Source organism: Microbacterium sp. che218, assembly GCF_040436305.1.
In the GTDB taxonomy this organism is placed as follows: Bacteria; Actinomycetota; Actinomycetes; order Actinomycetales; family Microbacteriaceae; genus Microbacterium; species Microbacterium algihabitans.
Genome location: NZ_AP031501.1, coordinates 1,170,098 through 1,185,846, shown reverse-complemented (window position 1 = coordinate 1,185,846; position 15,749 = coordinate 1,170,098). Strand labels below are relative to the sequence as shown.

The window sequence follows — 15,749 nt, the reverse complement described above, 5'->3', positions numbered from 1 at the left end:
ATGCCGGCGCAGGCGGTCAGATCCAGTACTCGGGCGTGGTCAGCAGCGCACGGGTGTCTTCGCCCCCGCGGCGCGTGCGGGCCGTGGCCGGCACCCCCACCAGCACGCTGTCGGCGGGCGCATCGCGCGTCACCACGGCGTTGGCTCCGACCACGGAACGCGCACCGAGCGTGATGGGACCGAGGATCTTGGCCCCCGCGCCCACGGCGACCCCGTCGTGCAGCGTGGGGTGGCGCTTGCCGCCCTCGCGCTGGCGACCGCCGAGAGTGACGCCGTGATAGAGCATCACGTCGTCGCCGACTTCGGCCGTCTCGCCCACGACGACACCCATGCCGTGATCGATGAAGAACCGGCGCCCGATCGTGGCTCCGGGGTGGATCTCGATGCCCGTGAGCCACCGGGTCACCTGCGACAGGGCCCGCGCGGGGAAGCGCAGACCCCGCCGCCACAGGCGATTCGCGACGCGGTACGACCACACGGCGTGAAGACCCGGGTAGAGCACGGCGATCTCGAGCGCGCCGCGCGCCGCGGGATCGCGGAGTTTGGCGGAGGAGACGTCTTCGCGGATTCGCGAGAGGACCCCCACGTCAGTCTTCGCGCAGGTGCTCGTACAGAGCGGTCGAGAGGTAGCGCTCGCCATACGAGGGGATGATGACGACGATGTTCTTGCCCGCGGCCTCGGGGCGACGCGCGACCTCGAGGGCGGCCCAGATGGCGGCACCCGACGACATGCCGACGAGAATGCCGTCTTTCGCCGCGGTCTCGCGGGCCAGGCGGATGGCGTCGTCGAACTCGACGTCGATGACCTCGTCGATGATGTCGCGATCGAGGATCGCGGGCACGAAGTTGGGGCCGATGCCCTGGATCTTGTGCGGGCCGGGGTGGCCCTTGGTGAGGACGGGGGAGTCGGCGGGCTCGACGGCCACGATCTTGACCCCGGGCACGCGCTCCTTGAGCACCTGACCGACACCCGTGATGGTGCCGCCCGTGCCGATGCCGGCGACGAAGTAGTCGACCTTGCCCTCGGTGTCGCGCAGGATCTCTTCGGCCGTCGTCTTGCGGTGGATCGCGGGGTTGGCCTCGTTCTCGAACTGACGTGCCCAGACGGCGCCGGGGGTCTCGGCGACGATCCGCTTGGCTTCGTCGACGGCGTGCGACATGCCCTTGGTGGGGTCGGTGAGCACGAGCTCGGCGCCGAACGCCTTGAGCAGGATCCGGCGTTCCTTCGACATCGAGGCGGGCATCGTGAGGATGACCTTGTAGCCGCGGGCGGCGCCGACCATGGCCAGGGCGATGCCGGTGTTGCCGCTGGTGGACTCCACCAGCGTGCCGCCGGGCTTGAGCTCGCCCGAGGCCTCGGCCGCATCGACGATCGCGATGCCCAGGCGGTCCTTGACGCTCGAGGCGGGGTTGTAGAACTCCAGCTTCGCCAGGATCTGCGCGTCGGTGCCTTCGGCGACGCGGTTCAGGCGCACCAGCGGAGTGTCGCCGAAAGCTGTCGTGATGTCGGGGTGGATGCCGGGCATGGCTCGCCTTTCGCCGTCGTTCGGGTCGCGATCATCCTAGGTGAGCCCTCCGACACCGACGCCTGTGTGACGTCGTGCGGCAGGATGCGCGCAGGCGGCCCGGCAGGGGCGCGACCCGCACGACTAAACTCGACTCCCGTCATGCCTGAGACAGCTTCCGCGCCCGCGCCCGCCCCCGCCGCCACGAGCGTCGTCGAGACGGTGCGCGCGACCGCCGCCCGACTGGCCTCCGCCGGGATCCCCGACGCACAGGTCGACGCCGAACTGCTCGTCGGCCACGTGCTCGAGACCTCGCGCGGGGGAGTTCAGGCCGCAGCCATCCGCGGCGACCGGATGCCGGAGTTCGCCGTCCGCGCCCTCGCGCCCCTCGTCGACCGACGCTGCGCCCGCGAGCCGCTGCAGCACCTCACCGGCCTCGCGCCCTTCCGCGCGATGGAGCTCGCCGTCGGGCCGGGGGTGTTCGTGCCGCGCCCCGAGACCGAGATGGTGGCGCAGCTGGCGATCGACGCGCTGCGCGTCGCGGCATCCGATGCCCCCATCGCCGTCGACCTCGGCACCGGGAGCGGAGCGATCGCCCTCGCTCTCGCCACCGAGGTCCCGCACGCCCGGGTCTTCGCCGCCGAGAACTCCGTCGACGCCTTCGTCTGGACCAAGCTCAACCTCGCCCGCATCGGCGCGCAGAACCTGCAGCTCGCCTTCATCGACCTCGCCGACGCGTTCCCCGAGCTCGACGGCACGGTCTCGGTCGTGGCATCCAACCCCCCGTACGTTCCGGACGACGCCATCCCGCGCGACCCCGAGGTGCGGCTGTACGACCCTCCCGCCGCGCTCTACGGAGGACCGGACGGGCTGGATGCCGTGCGCACGCTCAGTCGTGTGGGTCTGCGCCTCGCGCACCCGGGCGGCACGATCGTCATCGAGCACGGCGAGTGGCAGGGGGAGGCGATCCGCGCGATCCTCTCGGCCGACGGCTGGAGATCGGCCGCGACGCACCCCGACCTGACCACCCGCGACCGCGCGACGACGGCCGTCCGTCCCTGATCGCGGCCGATCACGGCTCCCGCGCGGCCCGACTAGACTGTGGCCCGACATGTCTCCCGTCTACGACTGCCGTGACGAGTCGCAACTGCTGTCCGGGATGCGCCATGCGCGTCAGGCGATCGGCAGAGGCGAACTCGTCGTGCTCCCCACCGATACGGTCTACGGAATCGCCGCGGACGCGTTCAATGCGCGCGCCGTCGCGGGTCTGCTCGAGGCGAAGGGCCGCGGTCGCCAGCAGCCGCCGCCCGTGCTCGTTCCGGGCGTCGCCACCCTGCGCGCGCTCGTCGCCGAGATCCCGCCCGCGGTCGACGACCTCGTGCGCGAGTTCTGGCCCGGCGGGCTCACCATCGTCCTGCCCGCGCAGCCCTCGCTGTCGTGGGACCTCGGTGACACGCACGGCACCGTCGCGGTGCGCATGCCCGCGCAGAAGCTCACGCTCGAGCTGCTCGAGGAGACCGGCCCCCTCGCCGTCTCGAGCGCCAATCTGACCGGTCGTCCGGCGGCCGTCGACATCGACTCCGCGCGCGACATGCTGCGCGACAGCGTCGCGGCGTACCTCGACGCGGGTCCCAGCGAGACCGGCGTCGCCTCCACCATCATCGACGCCACGACGCTCGTGGGCGGCGCCGAGCCGCAGGTGCGCGTGCTGCGCGAGGGCGCGATCTCGCGCGATCGCCTGCGTGCCGTGCTCGGCGACCTGCTCGAGCCCGACCCGGTCGACGAGGGCCCGACCCTTTCCGCATCCGCCGCCGCGTCGTCCGACGCCACGCCGATCGCCGACGCGACCCCGGATGCCGAGGCGCCGGGTCCGTGACCCAATACCTCCTCACCATCCTCTTCACGGCCGCGGTGACGCTCGCGCTGTCGTGGGTGGTGTGGAAGCTCGCTCTGCGGTTCAAGCTCTATCCCGGCATCCGGGATCGCGACGTGCACAAGACGCCGACGCCGCGCCTCGGCGGGGTGGCGATGTTCCTCGGTGTCGTCGCGGCGTTCGCGCTGTCGAGCCGCAACCCCTACTTCGCGATCTTCTGGACCGATCCGGTCCCCGTGCTCTCTCTGCTCGGAGCCGTGCTGCTCATCGTGCTGGTGGGAGTGGCCGATGACCTGTGGGACCTCGACTGGATGATCAAGCTCGGCGCGCAGTTCATCGCCGCCGGCGTCATCGCCTGGTTCGGGCAACTGCAGATCCTGTCGTTGCCCATCGGAGCGCTGACGGTGGGCTCGAGTTGGGTGAGCTTCCTGCTCACGGTGTTCGCCCTGGTCGTGGTCATGAACGCCGTCAACTTCATCGACGGGTTGAACGGCCTCGTCGCGGGAGTGTGCCTCATCGCCAACGGCGTGTTCTTCGCCTACTCCTACCTGCTCGTGCGCGACACCGGCGCCAGCACTTACTTCAACCTCGCGTCCTTCATCGCGGCGGTGCTGGTGGGGGCGTGCCTCGGCTTCCTGCCGATGAACTGGACCCCCGCCAAGCTCTTCATGGGCGACGCCGGGGCTCTCATGCTCGGCCTGCTGATGGCCAGCTCGGCCGTCGCCATCACCGGTCAGCTCGACCCCGCGGTGCTCGACCCCGAGAAGATCGGCCGTTCGCAGCTCCTCGGTGCGTTCATCCCGATCCTGCTCCCGGTCGTGATCGTGCTGCTGCCGCTGCTCGACTTCGGCCTGGCCGTCGCCCGTCGCCAGTGGGCCGGGCGCTCGCCCTTCTCACCCGACCGCAAGCACCTGCACCACCGCATGCTCGACATGGGCCACTCCGACCGCGACGCCGTGCTGATCTTCTACAGCTGGACCGCCGTGGTGAGCCTGGCGTTCCTGCTGATGTACATCGGCACGCAGCAGAGCTGGCCCGGCGACTACGCCTTCGGCATCGCCTTCGGAGTCGTCGGCGTCGTCGCGTGCGCGGTCCTCACCCTCCTGCCCTCACAGCATCGTCTGCGCCGCCTCGCGCGGCGCCCCCGACCCACCCGACCGGAGTCCCCCTCATGAGCAGCACCGCCCCCGCCCATCGTCGTCCCCTCTCGAGCACTCCCGTGCTGCGCACGGCGCTCGTCTGGGGAGGGTTCGTGACCCTCGCGCTCCTCGTGATCGGCGGCGTCGTCGGCTTCCTCGTCGGGGGAGCGGGTGGCCTCGGCAGCGCGCTGGCCGGCGTCGCGGTCAGCGCGATCTTCCTCGCGGTGACGGCCACCAGCATCCTGATCGCCAACCGCTGGTTCGGCGACCCCCTCTACGTGCCGATCTTCTTCGGCATCGTGCTGGGCGGCTGGCTGCTGAAGCTCGTGCTCTTCATCGTCGCGATCGTCGTGCTGCGCGGACAGGATTGGGTCGACCCGGTCGTCTTCTACGTCGCCCTCGTGGTCAGCGTGATCGCCTCGCTCGCCGTCGACGTCGTGGTCCTGCTGCGCATGCGCATCCCGAGCGCGAGCGATGTGACCCTTCCGACCGACCCCGATGCGGGCGACCGACGGGACTGAATCGCCCATAACCCACCGCTCGCCGCAGCCGTGCACGTTAGTCCGGCGGCGAGACGATCGGATGCCCGGACTCATGGATCCGCCGGGAGTTTGATAGGGTTGCATAAGTACCCACCCGCGATGGGAAATCTTCTCCAGGTTCGCACTTCGGGTACTCTCACCGACCATCGTCGCAACGGTTCACACCGATGCCCCGAAGCTGGAGCCAGCGCTGTCCACTCAAGCTGCGACCCTGATCACGAACTTCGCGTCTGCGGGTGCGGAATTCCACCCGCCGTCCATTTCGGAGTTCTTCCCTGACGCGGTCATCACCTTCCCGGGGCTGTTCATCTTCGGTGCGCCGTTCGAGATCACGCGCATCAACCTGGTCCAGTTCCTCGCCACCGCCGTCCTGGTGATCTTCCTCGTGGTCGGCACCCGCCGCATGAAGATCGTCCCCGGCCGCTTCCAGAGCATCGTCGAGATGGGCCTGGACTTCGTCCGCGTCAACATCGCCGAAGACATCCTGGGCCGCAAAGACGGCAAGCGGTTCCTGCCGATCCTCACCACGATCTTCTTCATGGTGCTGTTCATGAACATCACGGGCGTGATCCCGGGTCTGAACATCGCCGGTACCAGCGTCATCGCGGTGCCGATGCTGCTCGCGATCGTCGCTTACGCGACCTTCATCTACGCCGGCATCAAGAAGAGCCCCGGCGGCTTCTTCAAGAACGCCCTGCTGCCCTCGGGCGTGCCGTGGCCGCTGTACATCATCATCGTCCCGCTCGAGTTCCTCTCGACCTTCATCATCCGCCCCGTCACGCTGACGCTGCGACTGCTGATGAACATGGTCGTCGGCCACCTCATGCTGGTGCTGTTCTTCTCGGCCACCCAGTTCTTCGTGTTCGGCCTCAGCGGCGGATGGATCGCGCTCGGCGCCGGCTCCCTCGCCTTCGGTCTCGCTTTCACCCTGTTCGAAATCTTCGTCGCCTTCCTCCAGGCGTACGTCTTCGCGATCCTCACCGCGGTCTACATCCAGCTCGCGGTCGCAGAAGAGCACTGAGCGGCCCGGCGCACGCCGAGCCACCCAACGAAAGGAAAAAACCCGTGGACGCAACTACGGTTCTCGCCCAGGTCACCGGTAACGTCGCCACGATCGGCTACGGCCTCGCCGCCATCGGCCCCGCCATCGGCGTGGGCATCGTCGTCGGCAAGACGATCGAGGGTGTCGCCCGTCAGCCCGAGCTCGCGGGCCGCCTGCAGGTCCTGATGTTCATCGGTATCGCCTTCACCGAGGCGCTCGCCTTCATCGGTATCGCGACCGGCTTCATCTTCACCTGATCCGGCCGCTCTCGACTCACTGTAAGGAGACAGGATGCTGAACGCTCTTGTCACTCTCGCCGCGGAACCCGCGGGCGAGGCGCCGCCGAACCCGCTTTTCCCGGCGGCGTACGACATCGTCTGGTCGCTGGTGTGCTTCATCATCATCGTGGTCGTGGTGTGGCGCGTCGCTCTGCCCCGCATGGCGAAGCTGCTCGACGAGCGCAGTGCCGCCATCGAGGGCAACATCGCCAAGGCCGACGAGGCCCAGCGCCAGGCCGAGGCCGCGCTCGAGGAGTACACCGCTCAGCTCGCCGAGGCGCGCAAGCAGGCCGGTGAGATCCGCGAGGGCGCGACTCAGGACGGTCGCAAGATCGTCGCCGAGGCGAAGGAGACCGCCGCCGCAGAGGCTGCGCGCATCACCGCCTCCGCTCACGCGCAGATCGAGGCCGAGCGTCAGTCGACCCTCGTCCAGCTGCGCTCCGAGGTCGGGACCCTCGCGGTCGACCTCGCGGGCAACGTCATCGGTGAGACCCTGACGGACGACGCGCGCGCCAAAGCCGTGGTCGACCGCTTCCTCGCCGAGCTCGAGGCTTCCGAAACCCTTCGACAGGCTCAGGGACCGGTGGGTAACTGATGGGCAGCGCGACCACTCAGGCGCGGACCGCGACCGCGGAGGCCCTGGCCTCCACCTCGGGCGTCGATCTCGACGTCGCGCGCGAACTGTTCGCGGCCGTCGGTGCCGTGAGCGGTTCGGCGCAGTTGAGCGGCGCGCTGTCCGACTCGTCGGTGCCGCCCGCGGCGCGTGCGGGGCTCGTCTCGGCGGTCTTCGGACCGTCGTACCGGCCCCAGACCGTGTCGCTGCTCAGCAGCGCCGCGCAGCAGCGCTGGTCGAACGCCGGCGAGTTCATCGAAGGACTCGAGGAGCTCGCCGTCCAGGCGACCTCCGTCGCCGAGTCGGCCGACATCGAGTCTGAACTGTTCGCGTTCTCGCGCACGGTCGCCTCGAACGGTGAGCTCGAACTCGCCCTCGGCGGTCGCCTCGGCGACGCGTCGGCGAAGAGCGCACTGGTGTCGAAGCTGCTCGGCGGCCGCACGAGCGCGGGCACCGAGCTCATCGTGTCGTCGCTGGTCGGGCTGGCACGCGGTCGTCGCGTGCGCGCCCTGCTGCGCCGCGCCGAGCGCATCGTCGCCGACCAGCGTTCGCGCATCGTCGCGACCGTCTACACGGCCGTGGCGCTGAACGCCGACCAGCAGACGCGCCTGCAGAACGCTCTCAGCGCGCGTTACGGTTCGGCCATCACGCTGAACACCGTGATCGACACCTCGGTCCTCGGCGGACTGCGCGTGCAGGTCGCCGACGACGTCATCGACGCGAGCGTGTCCGCACGTCTCGCCGACCTCCGCCAGCGGATCGCAGGCTAAGACTTTCCGCCCGAGTGGGCGTGGATCTGGGGGCCCAGTGCCCCACGAACGAAGGAAGACAATGGCAGATCTCTCTATCAGCCCCGACGTCATTCGTGACGCGCTGAAGGACTTCGTCACCGCCTACGAGCCCACCGGCGCTGCGGCGACCGAGGTCGGCGCCGTCGTCGACGCGGCCGACGGCATCGCTCACGTCGAGGGCCTCCCGGGCGTGATGGCCAACGAGCTCATCCGCTTCGCGAACGGCACGCTGGGCCTCGCCCAGAACCTCGACGAGAACGAGATCGGTGTCGTCGTGCTCGGCGAATTCTCCGGCATCGAAGAGGGCCAGAGCGTCACCCGCACCGGCGAGGTGCTCTCGGTCGGCGTCGGCGACGGCTTCCTCGGCCGCGTCGTCGACCCGCTCGGCAACCCGATCGACGGTCTCGGCGAGATCGCGATCGAGGGTCGTCGTGCCCTCGAGCTCCAGGCGCCCGGCGTCATGCAGCGCAAGAGCGTGCACGAGCCCCTCCAGACCGGCATCAAGGCCATCGACGCCATGATCCCCGTCGGCCGCGGCCAGCGTCAGCTCATCATCGGCGACCGCCAGACCGGTAAGACCGCCATCGCGATCGACACGATCATCAACCAGAAGGCTAACTGGGAGTCGGGCGACGTCGACAAGCAGGTGCGCTGCATCTACGTCGCCATCGGTCAGAAGGGCTCGACCATCGCTTCGGTGAAGGGCGCGCTCGAGGACGCCGGTGCGATGGAGTACACCACCATCGTCGCGGCCCCCGCCTCCGACCCCGCCGGCTTCAAGTACCTCGCCCCTTACACCGGTTCGGCCATCGGCCAGCACTGGATGTACGGCGGCAAGCACGTCCTGATCATCTTCGACGACCTGTCGAAGCAGGCCGAGGCCTACCGTGCCGTTTCGCTTCTGCTGCGCCGCCCGCCGGGCCGCGAGGCGTACCCCGGCGACGTCTTCTACCTGCACTCGCGTCTGCTCGAGCGTTGCGCGAAGCTGTCCGACGAGCTCGGTGCCGGTTCGATGACGGGCCTGCCCATCATCGAGACCAAGGCCAACGACGTCTCGGCGTACATCCCGACCAACGTGATCTCGATCACCGACGGCCAGATCTTCCTGCAGTCCGACCTCTTCAACGCCAACCAGCGTCCCGCGGTCGACGTGGGTATCTCGGTGTCGCGCGTGGGTGGTGACGCTCAGGTCAAGTCGATCAAGAAGGTCTCCGGAACCCTGAAGCTCGAGCTCGCGCAGTACCGCTCGCTCGAGGCCTTCGCGATGTTCGCGAGCGACCTCGACGCGGCTTCGCGTCGTCAGCTGGCCCGTGGCGCGCGCCTGACGGAGCTGCTCAAGCAGCCCCAGTACTCGCCGTACCCCGTCGAGGAGCAGGTCGTCTCGATCTGGGCCGGAACCAACGGCAAGCTCGACACCGTCGAGGTCTCCGACGTGCTCCGCTTCGAGCGCGAGCTGCTCGACTACCTCCGTCGCAACTCGACCGTGCTCGACACCCTGCGCGAGACCAACGTGCTCGGTGACGACACGCTCGCCGAGCTCGAGAAGCACGTCGATGCCTTCTCGAAGGAGTTCCAGCCGGGTCAGGACACCAGCGTCGTCGGTGCCGAGAAGGTCGACGCCGCCGAAGCCGAAGACGTCAATCAGGAGCGAATCGTCAAGGGCCGTCGCTGAGTAGCGACGACACGAGGACGTAAATCATGGGCGCACAACTGCGGGTCTACAAGCAGAAGATCTCTTCTGCTCAGACGACCAAGAAGATCACGAAGGCGATGGAGCTCATCGCGGCGTCGCGCATTCAGAAGGCGATGGCGCGTGTGCGTGCGGCATCTCCCTTCGCGCGAGCCGTCACGAGCGCCGTCTCCGCGGTGGCCACGCACTCCTCGGTCGATCACCCGCTGACGACCGAGCGCGAGAACATCCGCCGTTCGGCCCTCGTGGTCTTCACCTCCGACCGCGGCCTCGCCGGCGCGTTCAACTCGCAGATCCTCCGTGAGGCTCTCGAGCTGGCCGAGCTGCTGCGGTCGCAGGGCAAAGAGGTCGTCTTCTACCTGGTCGGTCGCAAGGCCGTCGGGTACTTCCAGTTCCGTCGCATGCCGAGCATCGAGCAGTGGGTCGGCGACACCGATACTCCGCAGTTCTCGACGGCGGAGGCGATCTCGGATGCCGTGCTGAAGGCCTACCGGGCCGGCGGCGACAACGACGGTGTCGACGAGATCCACCTCGTGTACAACCGCTTCGTGAGCATGATGACGCAGTCGCCCGAATCGGTGCGCCTGCTCCCGCTCGAGGTCCTCGAGGCGGACGAGGCGCCGGCTCAGGCCGAGGTCTACCCGCTCTACGAGTTCGAGCCGGACGCCGAGACCGTGCTCGATGCGCTCCTGCCGGTATACGTGCAGAGCCGTATCTTCAACGCCCTTCTGCAGTCGTCGGCGGCAAAGCACGCCGCGACGCAGAAGGCGATGAAGTCGGCCAGCGACAACGCCGACAAGCTCATCACCGACTACACCCGCCTGCGCAACAACGCGCGTCAGGCGGAGATCACGCAGCAGATCGCCGAGATCGTCGGCGGCGCCGATGCCCTGGCATCCGGCAAGTAAGTTCCCAAGGAGAGAAGAAGCCATGAGCCTCACCGCCGAGAAGACCGACGCGGCCGTCGTCGGACGCGTCGCGCGCGTCACCGGCCCGGTCGTCGACATCGAGTTCCCGCATGACGCGATCCCCGAGATCTACAACGCGCTGAAGACCACGATCACCATCGGTGACCAGTCGACCGAGATCACCCTCGAGGTCGCCCAGCACCTCGGTGACGACCTCGTCCGCGCCATCTCGCTCAAGCCCACCGACGGCATGGTCCGCGGCCAGGAAGTGCGCGACACCGGCGGCCCCATCTCGGTGCCCGTCGGCGACGTGACCAAGGGCAAGGTCTTCGACGTGACCGGCGAGGTGCTCAACGGCGCCCCCGGCGAGACGATCGAGGTCACCGAGCGCTGGGGCATCCACCGCAAGGCGCCGAGCTTCGACCAGCTCGAGTCGAAGACCGAGATGTTCGAGACCGGCATCAAGTCGATCGACCTCCTGACCCCCTACGTGCAGGGTGGAAAGATCGGTCTGTTCGGTGGCGCCGGTGTCGGCAAGACCGTCCTTATCCAGGAGATGATCCAGCGCGTCGCGCAGGACCACGGTGGTGTGTCGGTGTTCGCCGGTGTCGGCGAGCGCACCCGTGAGGGCAACGACCTCATCGGCGAAATGGAAGAGGCGGGTGTCTTCGACAAGACGGCCCTCGTATTCGGCCAGATGGACGAGCCGCCGGGAACGCGTCTGCGCGTGGCCCTCTCGGCCCTGACGATGGCGGAGTACTTCCGCGACGTGCAGAAGCAGGACGTGCTGTTGTTCATCGACAACATCTTCCGCTTCACGCAGGCCGGTTCCGAGGTCTCGACGCTTCTCGGCCGCATGCCCTCCGCCGTGGGTTACCAGCCGAACCTCGCCGACGAGATGGGTGTGCTCCAGGAGCGCATCACCTCGACGCGTGGCCACTCGATCACCTCGCTGCAGGCGATCTACGTGCCCGCCGACGACTACACCGACCCGGCCCCCGCGACGACGTTCGCGCACCTCGACGCCACCACCGAGCTGTCGCGTGAGATCGCGTCGAAGGGTCTGTACCCGGCCATCGACCCGCTGACCTCGACGAGCCGCATCCTCGACCCGCGTTACATCGGTGCCGACCACTACCGCGTCGCCACCGACGTGAAGCAGATCCTCCAGAAGAACAAGGAACTGCAGGAGATCATCGCGATCCTCGGTGTCGACGAGCTCTCGGAAGAGGACAAGATCGTCGTGTCGCGCGCACGTCGCATCCAGCAGTTCCTCTCGCAGAACACGTACATGGCCAAGAAGTTCACCGGCGTCGAGGGCTCCACCGTCCCGATCAAGGAGACCATCGAGTCGTTCGACGCGATCGTCAAGGGTGACTTCGACCACGTCGCCGAGCAGGCGTTCTTCAACGTCGGCGGCATCAACGACGTCGAGGCCAAGTGGGCGCAGATCCAGAAGGAGAACGGCTGACATGTCGTTGCGCGTGAGCCTGGTGTCGGCAGACGCCGAGGTGTGGACGGGGGAGGCGACGCTGGTCGTCGCCAAGACCGTCGAGGGTGAGATCGGCTTCATGCAGGGGCATGAGCCGGTGCTGGCGATCCTCGCCCAGGGCGAGGTGCGCATCACCCGCACCGACGGCACGAAGATCCTGGCCAACGCCGAGGACGGATTCCTGTCGATGGCCGACGACGAACTCACCATCGTCGCCGGAAACGCCGCTCTCGTCTCCTGACGCCGCTTCATCGCTGACGCGCGTCGCCCGGTTCTCCGGGCGGCGCGCGTCGCTGTTTCTCCGGAGAACCTATGCTCGTCCTGCTTCCCCCGTCCGAGACGAAGCGCCCCGGCGGTGAGGGCCTGGCTCTCGACCTCGAGGGGCTGGCCCTGCCGACGTTGCGCGGCCCCCGCGACACGGTGGTCGACGCGCTCGTGGCCCTGGCGGCCGACGAGGACCTCGCCGCGCGGGTGCTGAAGCTCAGCGAGAAGCGTCGGCACGAGGTCGCCGACGACGCGGCGCTGCGGACCGCCGCGACCATGCCGGCGATCGATCGGTACACGGGCGTCCTCTTCGATGCCCTGGATGCCGCCGGCCTCGATGCCGACGCCCGCGCATGGCTGGGGGAGCACGTCATGATCCACTCGGCGCCCTTCGGACCGGTTGGGGCGCTCGATGGGATCCCGGCCTATCGACTGGCCGCGGGAACGTCGATCCCGGGGCTTCCCCCGCTGCGACGCGTGTGGGCGGGCGCGGTGAGCGACGCCCTCGCAGCGCTGCGGCCCGACTTCGTGCTCGACCTGCGGTCGGAGGCCTATGCCGCTCTCGGGCCGGTGCCGCCCGAGGTCCCCTCGGTGTACGTGCGCGTGGTCACCCCCGGCGAGGGTGGCGCCGTGCGAGCGCTCAACCACTTCAACAAGCACGCGAAGGGCGACCTCGTGCGGTCCCTGGCGCTGACCCGGCCTCGCATCGAGAGCCTTGGGGCTTTCCGCGAGTGGGCTCGAACGGCAGGGTGGGCGCTGCAGGACGCGGGGGCCGGCGAGATCGCGCTGATTGTATGACATCGCCCGACCCCTGTCAGGAAAGTCACAGCTTCGCTACCATGTGAGTCGCGGGAAAGCCCCGCCGGTGCCGCGCGACGCGCACGACTCCGTACGAGAGGAACCTCGTGAACACTTCTTATCTCGCCTACAGCGACTACGGGACGACGAGTGGAGCCGAAGCCGCTCTGCTCGGCATCGTCTACCTGTTCATCTTCTTGTTCTCCATCGCCGGGTACGTCATCAGTGCATTCCTGCTGATGCGCATCTTCGACAAGGCAGGCGTCCAGGGCAAGTGGCGCGCCTGGGTCCCGATCTACAACTACATGGTCTTCGCCAAGCTGGGCGACCTCTCGCCGTGGGTCATCCTGGCCCTGGTCGTGGCGGCGGCGATTCCGATCCTGAACTTCCTGGCCGGCATCGCGATCGTCGTCGCGCTGATCATGGTGTCGTACCGCGTCAACGCGAAGTTCGGTCGTGAGTGGCCGATCCTGCTGCTGTTCATCCTCGGCCCCCTTGGGCAGTGGATCTTCCTCGCGATCCTCGCGTTCGGCAGCAACCCGTGGAACCCCGCCATTCGCCCCGCCCCCTGGGCCAACTCCTTCCTCGCCGACAAGACGGTGTGGAACGGGATCCCCGTGCAGCCGACCCAGCAGGTCTCCGGCAACGGCGGCCCGGGCGTCGGCGGCTCCGGCTACGGCGCTCCCGGCTACGGCAGCACGCCGCCGCCGCCCGCCCCGCAGTCGTACAACCCGCCGGCCACCGGCACGACTCCGCCGCCGCCGGCGACGGGCACCACGCCCCCGCCCCCGCCGGCCGGACCCGTGGTCTGACCCACCGGCCTCGTTCACGAAGGGCTCCTCGCACCCGCGGGGAGCCCTTCGCCGTTCCCGCCGCTAGCGTGGAGGGATGACCCCCGCAGACCTGCCCCTCCGTCCCGTCGGCCGCTCCGGACTCCGCGTCTCGGCGATCGGACTCGGGTGCAACAACTTCGGACGAGCGGGAACCGCCACCGAAACGCTCGAGGGAACGCGCGCGGTGCTCGACGCGGCGATCGACGCGGGAGTCACGTTCCTCGACACGGCCGACATGTATGGCCGCGAGTTTGGCCTGTCCGAGACATTGATGGGGGAGGCGCTCGAGGGTCGCCGTGACGAGGTCGTCCTCGCGACAAAGTTCGGGCACGCCGATTTCGCCCCGCCCGTCGCCGGCGGCGCGAAGGGCTCGCGCACGCACATCCGTCGGGCGGTGGAGGACTCCCTGCGACGCCTGCGCACCGACCGGATCGACCTGTACCAGCTGCACACCCCCGATCCCTCCACGCCCGTCGACGAGACGCTCGACGCCCTAGCGGATCTCGTCCGCGAGGGCAAGGTGCGCTACGTCGGCCACTCCAACTTCGCGGGGTGGCAGATCGCCGAGGCCGAGTACGCGGCATCCGGAGTGCGCTTCGTCTCGGCGCAGAACCAGTACAGCCTGCTGGCGCGCGCGGCGGAGCGCGAGGTGCTCCCGGCCGCCGAGCGGTGGGGGCTCGGGTTCTTCCCCTTCTTCCCCCTGCACAACGGTCTGCTGACCGGCAAGTTCACGCGCGAGGGTGGCCCCGAGGGCAGCCGCATCATGCGTCAGCGCCCGCACCTGTGGCGTGACGCCCCGTGGGACGCGCTCGAGCGGTACCAGGCGTTCTGCGACGCGCGCGAGATCAGCATGCTCGAGGCCACGTTCGGATGGTTCCTCGCGCACCCGGTCGTCTCGAGCGTCATCGCGGGCGCGACGAGCCCCGAGCAGGTCCGCGCGAACGCCGCCGCGGCGACCGCGTGGACACCGAGCGCGGCCGACATCGCCGAGCTCGAGGAGATCCTGCCCCTGCCCGCCGACCCCGCGGCCGGGTGAACGTCGACGGTGGATGCCGCATCCGTCATGCCACGCGCCCGCGTATCCGCGGTTCGCGTGCCCTGGTCGACTAAGATGACAGGGCCGTGCGTTTCCGCCGGCGAAGCTGTCGGCCAACCGGAGGATCGTTCGTGCCCGAGGTGACCACCCACACGCGTACCGTCTCTCTCGACGGCGCGACGCTCGACCTGTCGTGGGCGGCCAGCACCGACACCGGCCGTCGCCGCGAAGTCAACCAAGACGCGGTCCTCGCGGAGTACCCCCTGTTCGTCGTCGCCGACGGCATGGGCGGGCATCTCGGCGGCGAGATCGCCAGCGCGAGCACGGTCGACCGCCTTCGCGCGGTCGTCGACAACCAGAGCGTCTCGACGAAGAACATCGAGAAGGCCCTCTCGCGCGCCGTCAAAGACATCGTCGCCCACCCCGAGACCACCGACGAGGGAACCGGCACGACGCTCACCGGTCTCTATCTCGAGACGCACACCGAAGAGCCGCACTGGGTCACGCTGAACATCGGCGACTCCCGGGTGTACCTGCTGCGCGACGGCGAGATCGTGCAGGTCACGACGGACCACTCGGTCGTGCAGGAGCTGATCGCCGCCGGGCGTCTCAGTCCCGAAGAGGCCGAGAACCACCCGTACGGCAACGTCATCACGCGCGCGGTGGGTCCGAGCGACAGCGTGAAGCCCGACTACCTCCGCCTCGACGTGCTCGACGGCGATCGCTTCGTCATCTGCTCCGACGGGCTGACCAAAGAGCTCACCGACTTCGGCATCCGCCACTTCCTCGACAACAACGCCGACCCCGCCGCGGCCGTCGAGGCGATGATGGCCGCAGCGCTCGAGAACGGCGGCCGCGACAACATCACCATCGTCGTGCTCGACGTCGCGCGCCGCTCTTCCTGAGAATCCGCTCTTGACCGCGGCTGGCCGCGGATTCTACGTT

The 15,749-nt window shown here is 68.8% G+C and carries 18 protein-coding genes; 16 read left to right on the top strand and 2 right to left on the bottom strand.

Annotated elements, in window-relative coordinates:
- Positions 1 to 16: 16 nt before the first annotated feature.
- Both epsC and cysK read right to left on the bottom strand, forming a co-directional pair.
- Entirely contained in the window at positions 17 to 586 is a 570-nt protein-coding gene (epsC, locus tag ABXS86_RS05615) for a serine O-acetyltransferase EpsC (RefSeq protein ID WP_353665887.1), read from the bottom strand.
- A gap of 1 nt (position 587) precedes the next feature.
- A complete protein-coding gene (gene cysK / locus ABXS86_RS05610; RefSeq protein ID WP_144828571.1) occupies positions 588 to 1,526 on the bottom strand; it encodes a cysteine synthase A in 939 nt (312 codons plus the stop codon).
- Positions 1,527 to 1,667: 141 nt separating this feature from the next.
- Between cysK and prmC the strand changes: the two genes are divergently transcribed.
- The 16 genes from prmC to ABXS86_RS05530 all read left to right on the top strand — a co-directional run bounded on the left by prmC (position 1,668) and on the right by ABXS86_RS05530 (position 15,709).
- Entirely contained in the window at positions 1,668 to 2,567 is a 900-nt protein-coding gene (gene prmC, locus ABXS86_RS05605) for a peptide chain release factor N(5)-glutamine methyltransferase (RefSeq protein ID WP_353665886.1), read from the top strand.
- Positions 2,568 to 2,616: 49 nt separating this feature from the next.
- The gene (locus tag ABXS86_RS05600; RefSeq protein WP_251504198.1) at positions 2,617 to 3,381 is read left to right on the top strand and encodes an L-threonylcarbamoyladenylate synthase; all 765 of its coding nucleotides are present in this window, start codon (positions 2,617 to 2,619) and stop codon (positions 3,379 to 3,381) included.
- Positions 3,378 to 4,553, top strand: coding sequence for an MraY family glycosyltransferase (locus tag ABXS86_RS05595; RefSeq protein WP_353665885.1), 1,176 nt, complete (start codon positions 3,378 to 3,380; stop codon positions 4,551 to 4,553). Before ABXS86_RS05600 ends, ABXS86_RS05595 begins: the two co-directional genes overlap by 4 nt.
- Positions 4,550 to 5,038 carry a hypothetical protein gene (locus ABXS86_RS05590; protein ID WP_144828560.1) on the top strand — a complete coding sequence of 163 codons (489 nt, stop codon included), beginning with the start codon at positions 4,550 to 4,552 and terminating at the stop codon, positions 5,036 to 5,038. The genes ABXS86_RS05595 and ABXS86_RS05590 overlap by 4 nt, the downstream gene beginning before the upstream one ends.
- A gap of 211 nt (positions 5,039 to 5,249) precedes the next feature.
- Positions 5,250 to 6,080 (top strand): F0F1 ATP synthase subunit A, encoded by an 831-nt coding sequence (gene atpB / locus ABXS86_RS05585; protein ID WP_373459211.1) that lies wholly within the window; start codon positions 5,250 to 5,252, stop codon positions 6,078 to 6,080.
- 44 nt (positions 6,081 to 6,124) lie between these two features.
- Positions 6,125 to 6,358 carry a F0F1 ATP synthase subunit C gene (gene atpE, locus ABXS86_RS05580; RefSeq protein WP_043360904.1) on the top strand — a complete coding sequence of 78 codons (234 nt, stop codon included), beginning with the start codon at positions 6,125 to 6,127 and terminating at the stop codon, positions 6,356 to 6,358.
- A 34-nt stretch (positions 6,359 to 6,392) separates the two neighbouring features.
- A complete protein-coding gene (locus ABXS86_RS05575; RefSeq protein WP_353665884.1) occupies positions 6,393 to 6,974 on the top strand; it encodes a F0F1 ATP synthase subunit B in 582 nt (193 codons plus the stop codon).
- Positions 6,974 to 7,762: a F0F1 ATP synthase subunit delta gene (locus ABXS86_RS05570; protein ID WP_353665883.1), complete on the top strand. Its 789-nt coding sequence runs from the start codon at positions 6,974 to 6,976 to the stop codon at positions 7,760 to 7,762. The genes ABXS86_RS05575 and ABXS86_RS05570 overlap by 1 nt, the downstream gene beginning before the upstream one ends.
- A gap of 61 nt (positions 7,763 to 7,823) precedes the next feature.
- A complete protein-coding gene (gene atpA / locus ABXS86_RS05565; RefSeq protein ID WP_144828548.1) occupies positions 7,824 to 9,455 on the top strand; it encodes a F0F1 ATP synthase subunit alpha in 1,632 nt (543 codons plus the stop codon).
- A gap of 26 nt (positions 9,456 to 9,481) precedes the next feature.
- Positions 9,482 to 10,381, top strand: coding sequence for a F0F1 ATP synthase subunit gamma (locus tag ABXS86_RS05560; protein ID WP_251504175.1), 900 nt, complete (start codon positions 9,482 to 9,484; stop codon positions 10,379 to 10,381).
- A gap of 22 nt (positions 10,382 to 10,403) precedes the next feature.
- Complete coding sequence (atpD, locus tag ABXS86_RS05555) at positions 10,404 to 11,852, top strand: F0F1 ATP synthase subunit beta (RefSeq protein ID WP_144828542.1); 1,449 nt, start codon at positions 10,404 to 10,406, stop codon at positions 11,850 to 11,852.
- 1 nt (position 11,853) lies between these two features.
- On the top strand, positions 11,854 to 12,114 hold the full coding sequence (locus ABXS86_RS05550; protein WP_056227136.1) for a F0F1 ATP synthase subunit epsilon: 261 nt from the start codon (positions 11,854 to 11,856) through the stop codon (positions 12,112 to 12,114).
- A gap of 71 nt (positions 12,115 to 12,185) precedes the next feature.
- On the top strand, positions 12,186 to 12,935 hold the full coding sequence (locus ABXS86_RS05545) for a YaaA family protein (RefSeq protein ID WP_353665882.1): 750 nt from the start codon (positions 12,186 to 12,188) through the stop codon (positions 12,933 to 12,935).
- A gap of 107 nt (positions 12,936 to 13,042) precedes the next feature.
- Positions 13,043 to 13,747: a DUF5684 domain-containing protein gene (locus ABXS86_RS05540; protein WP_353665881.1), complete on the top strand. Its 705-nt coding sequence runs from the start codon at positions 13,043 to 13,045 to the stop codon at positions 13,745 to 13,747.
- Between the two features lie 76 nt (positions 13,748 to 13,823).
- Entirely contained in the window at positions 13,824 to 14,804 is a 981-nt protein-coding gene (locus ABXS86_RS05535) for an aldo/keto reductase (RefSeq protein ID WP_353665880.1), read from the top strand.
- A gap of 131 nt (positions 14,805 to 14,935) precedes the next feature.
- Positions 14,936 to 15,709: a PP2C family protein-serine/threonine phosphatase gene (locus tag ABXS86_RS05530; RefSeq protein ID WP_251504160.1), complete on the top strand. Its 774-nt coding sequence runs from the start codon at positions 14,936 to 14,938 to the stop codon at positions 15,707 to 15,709.
- Positions 15,710 to 15,749 lie beyond the last annotated feature (40 nt).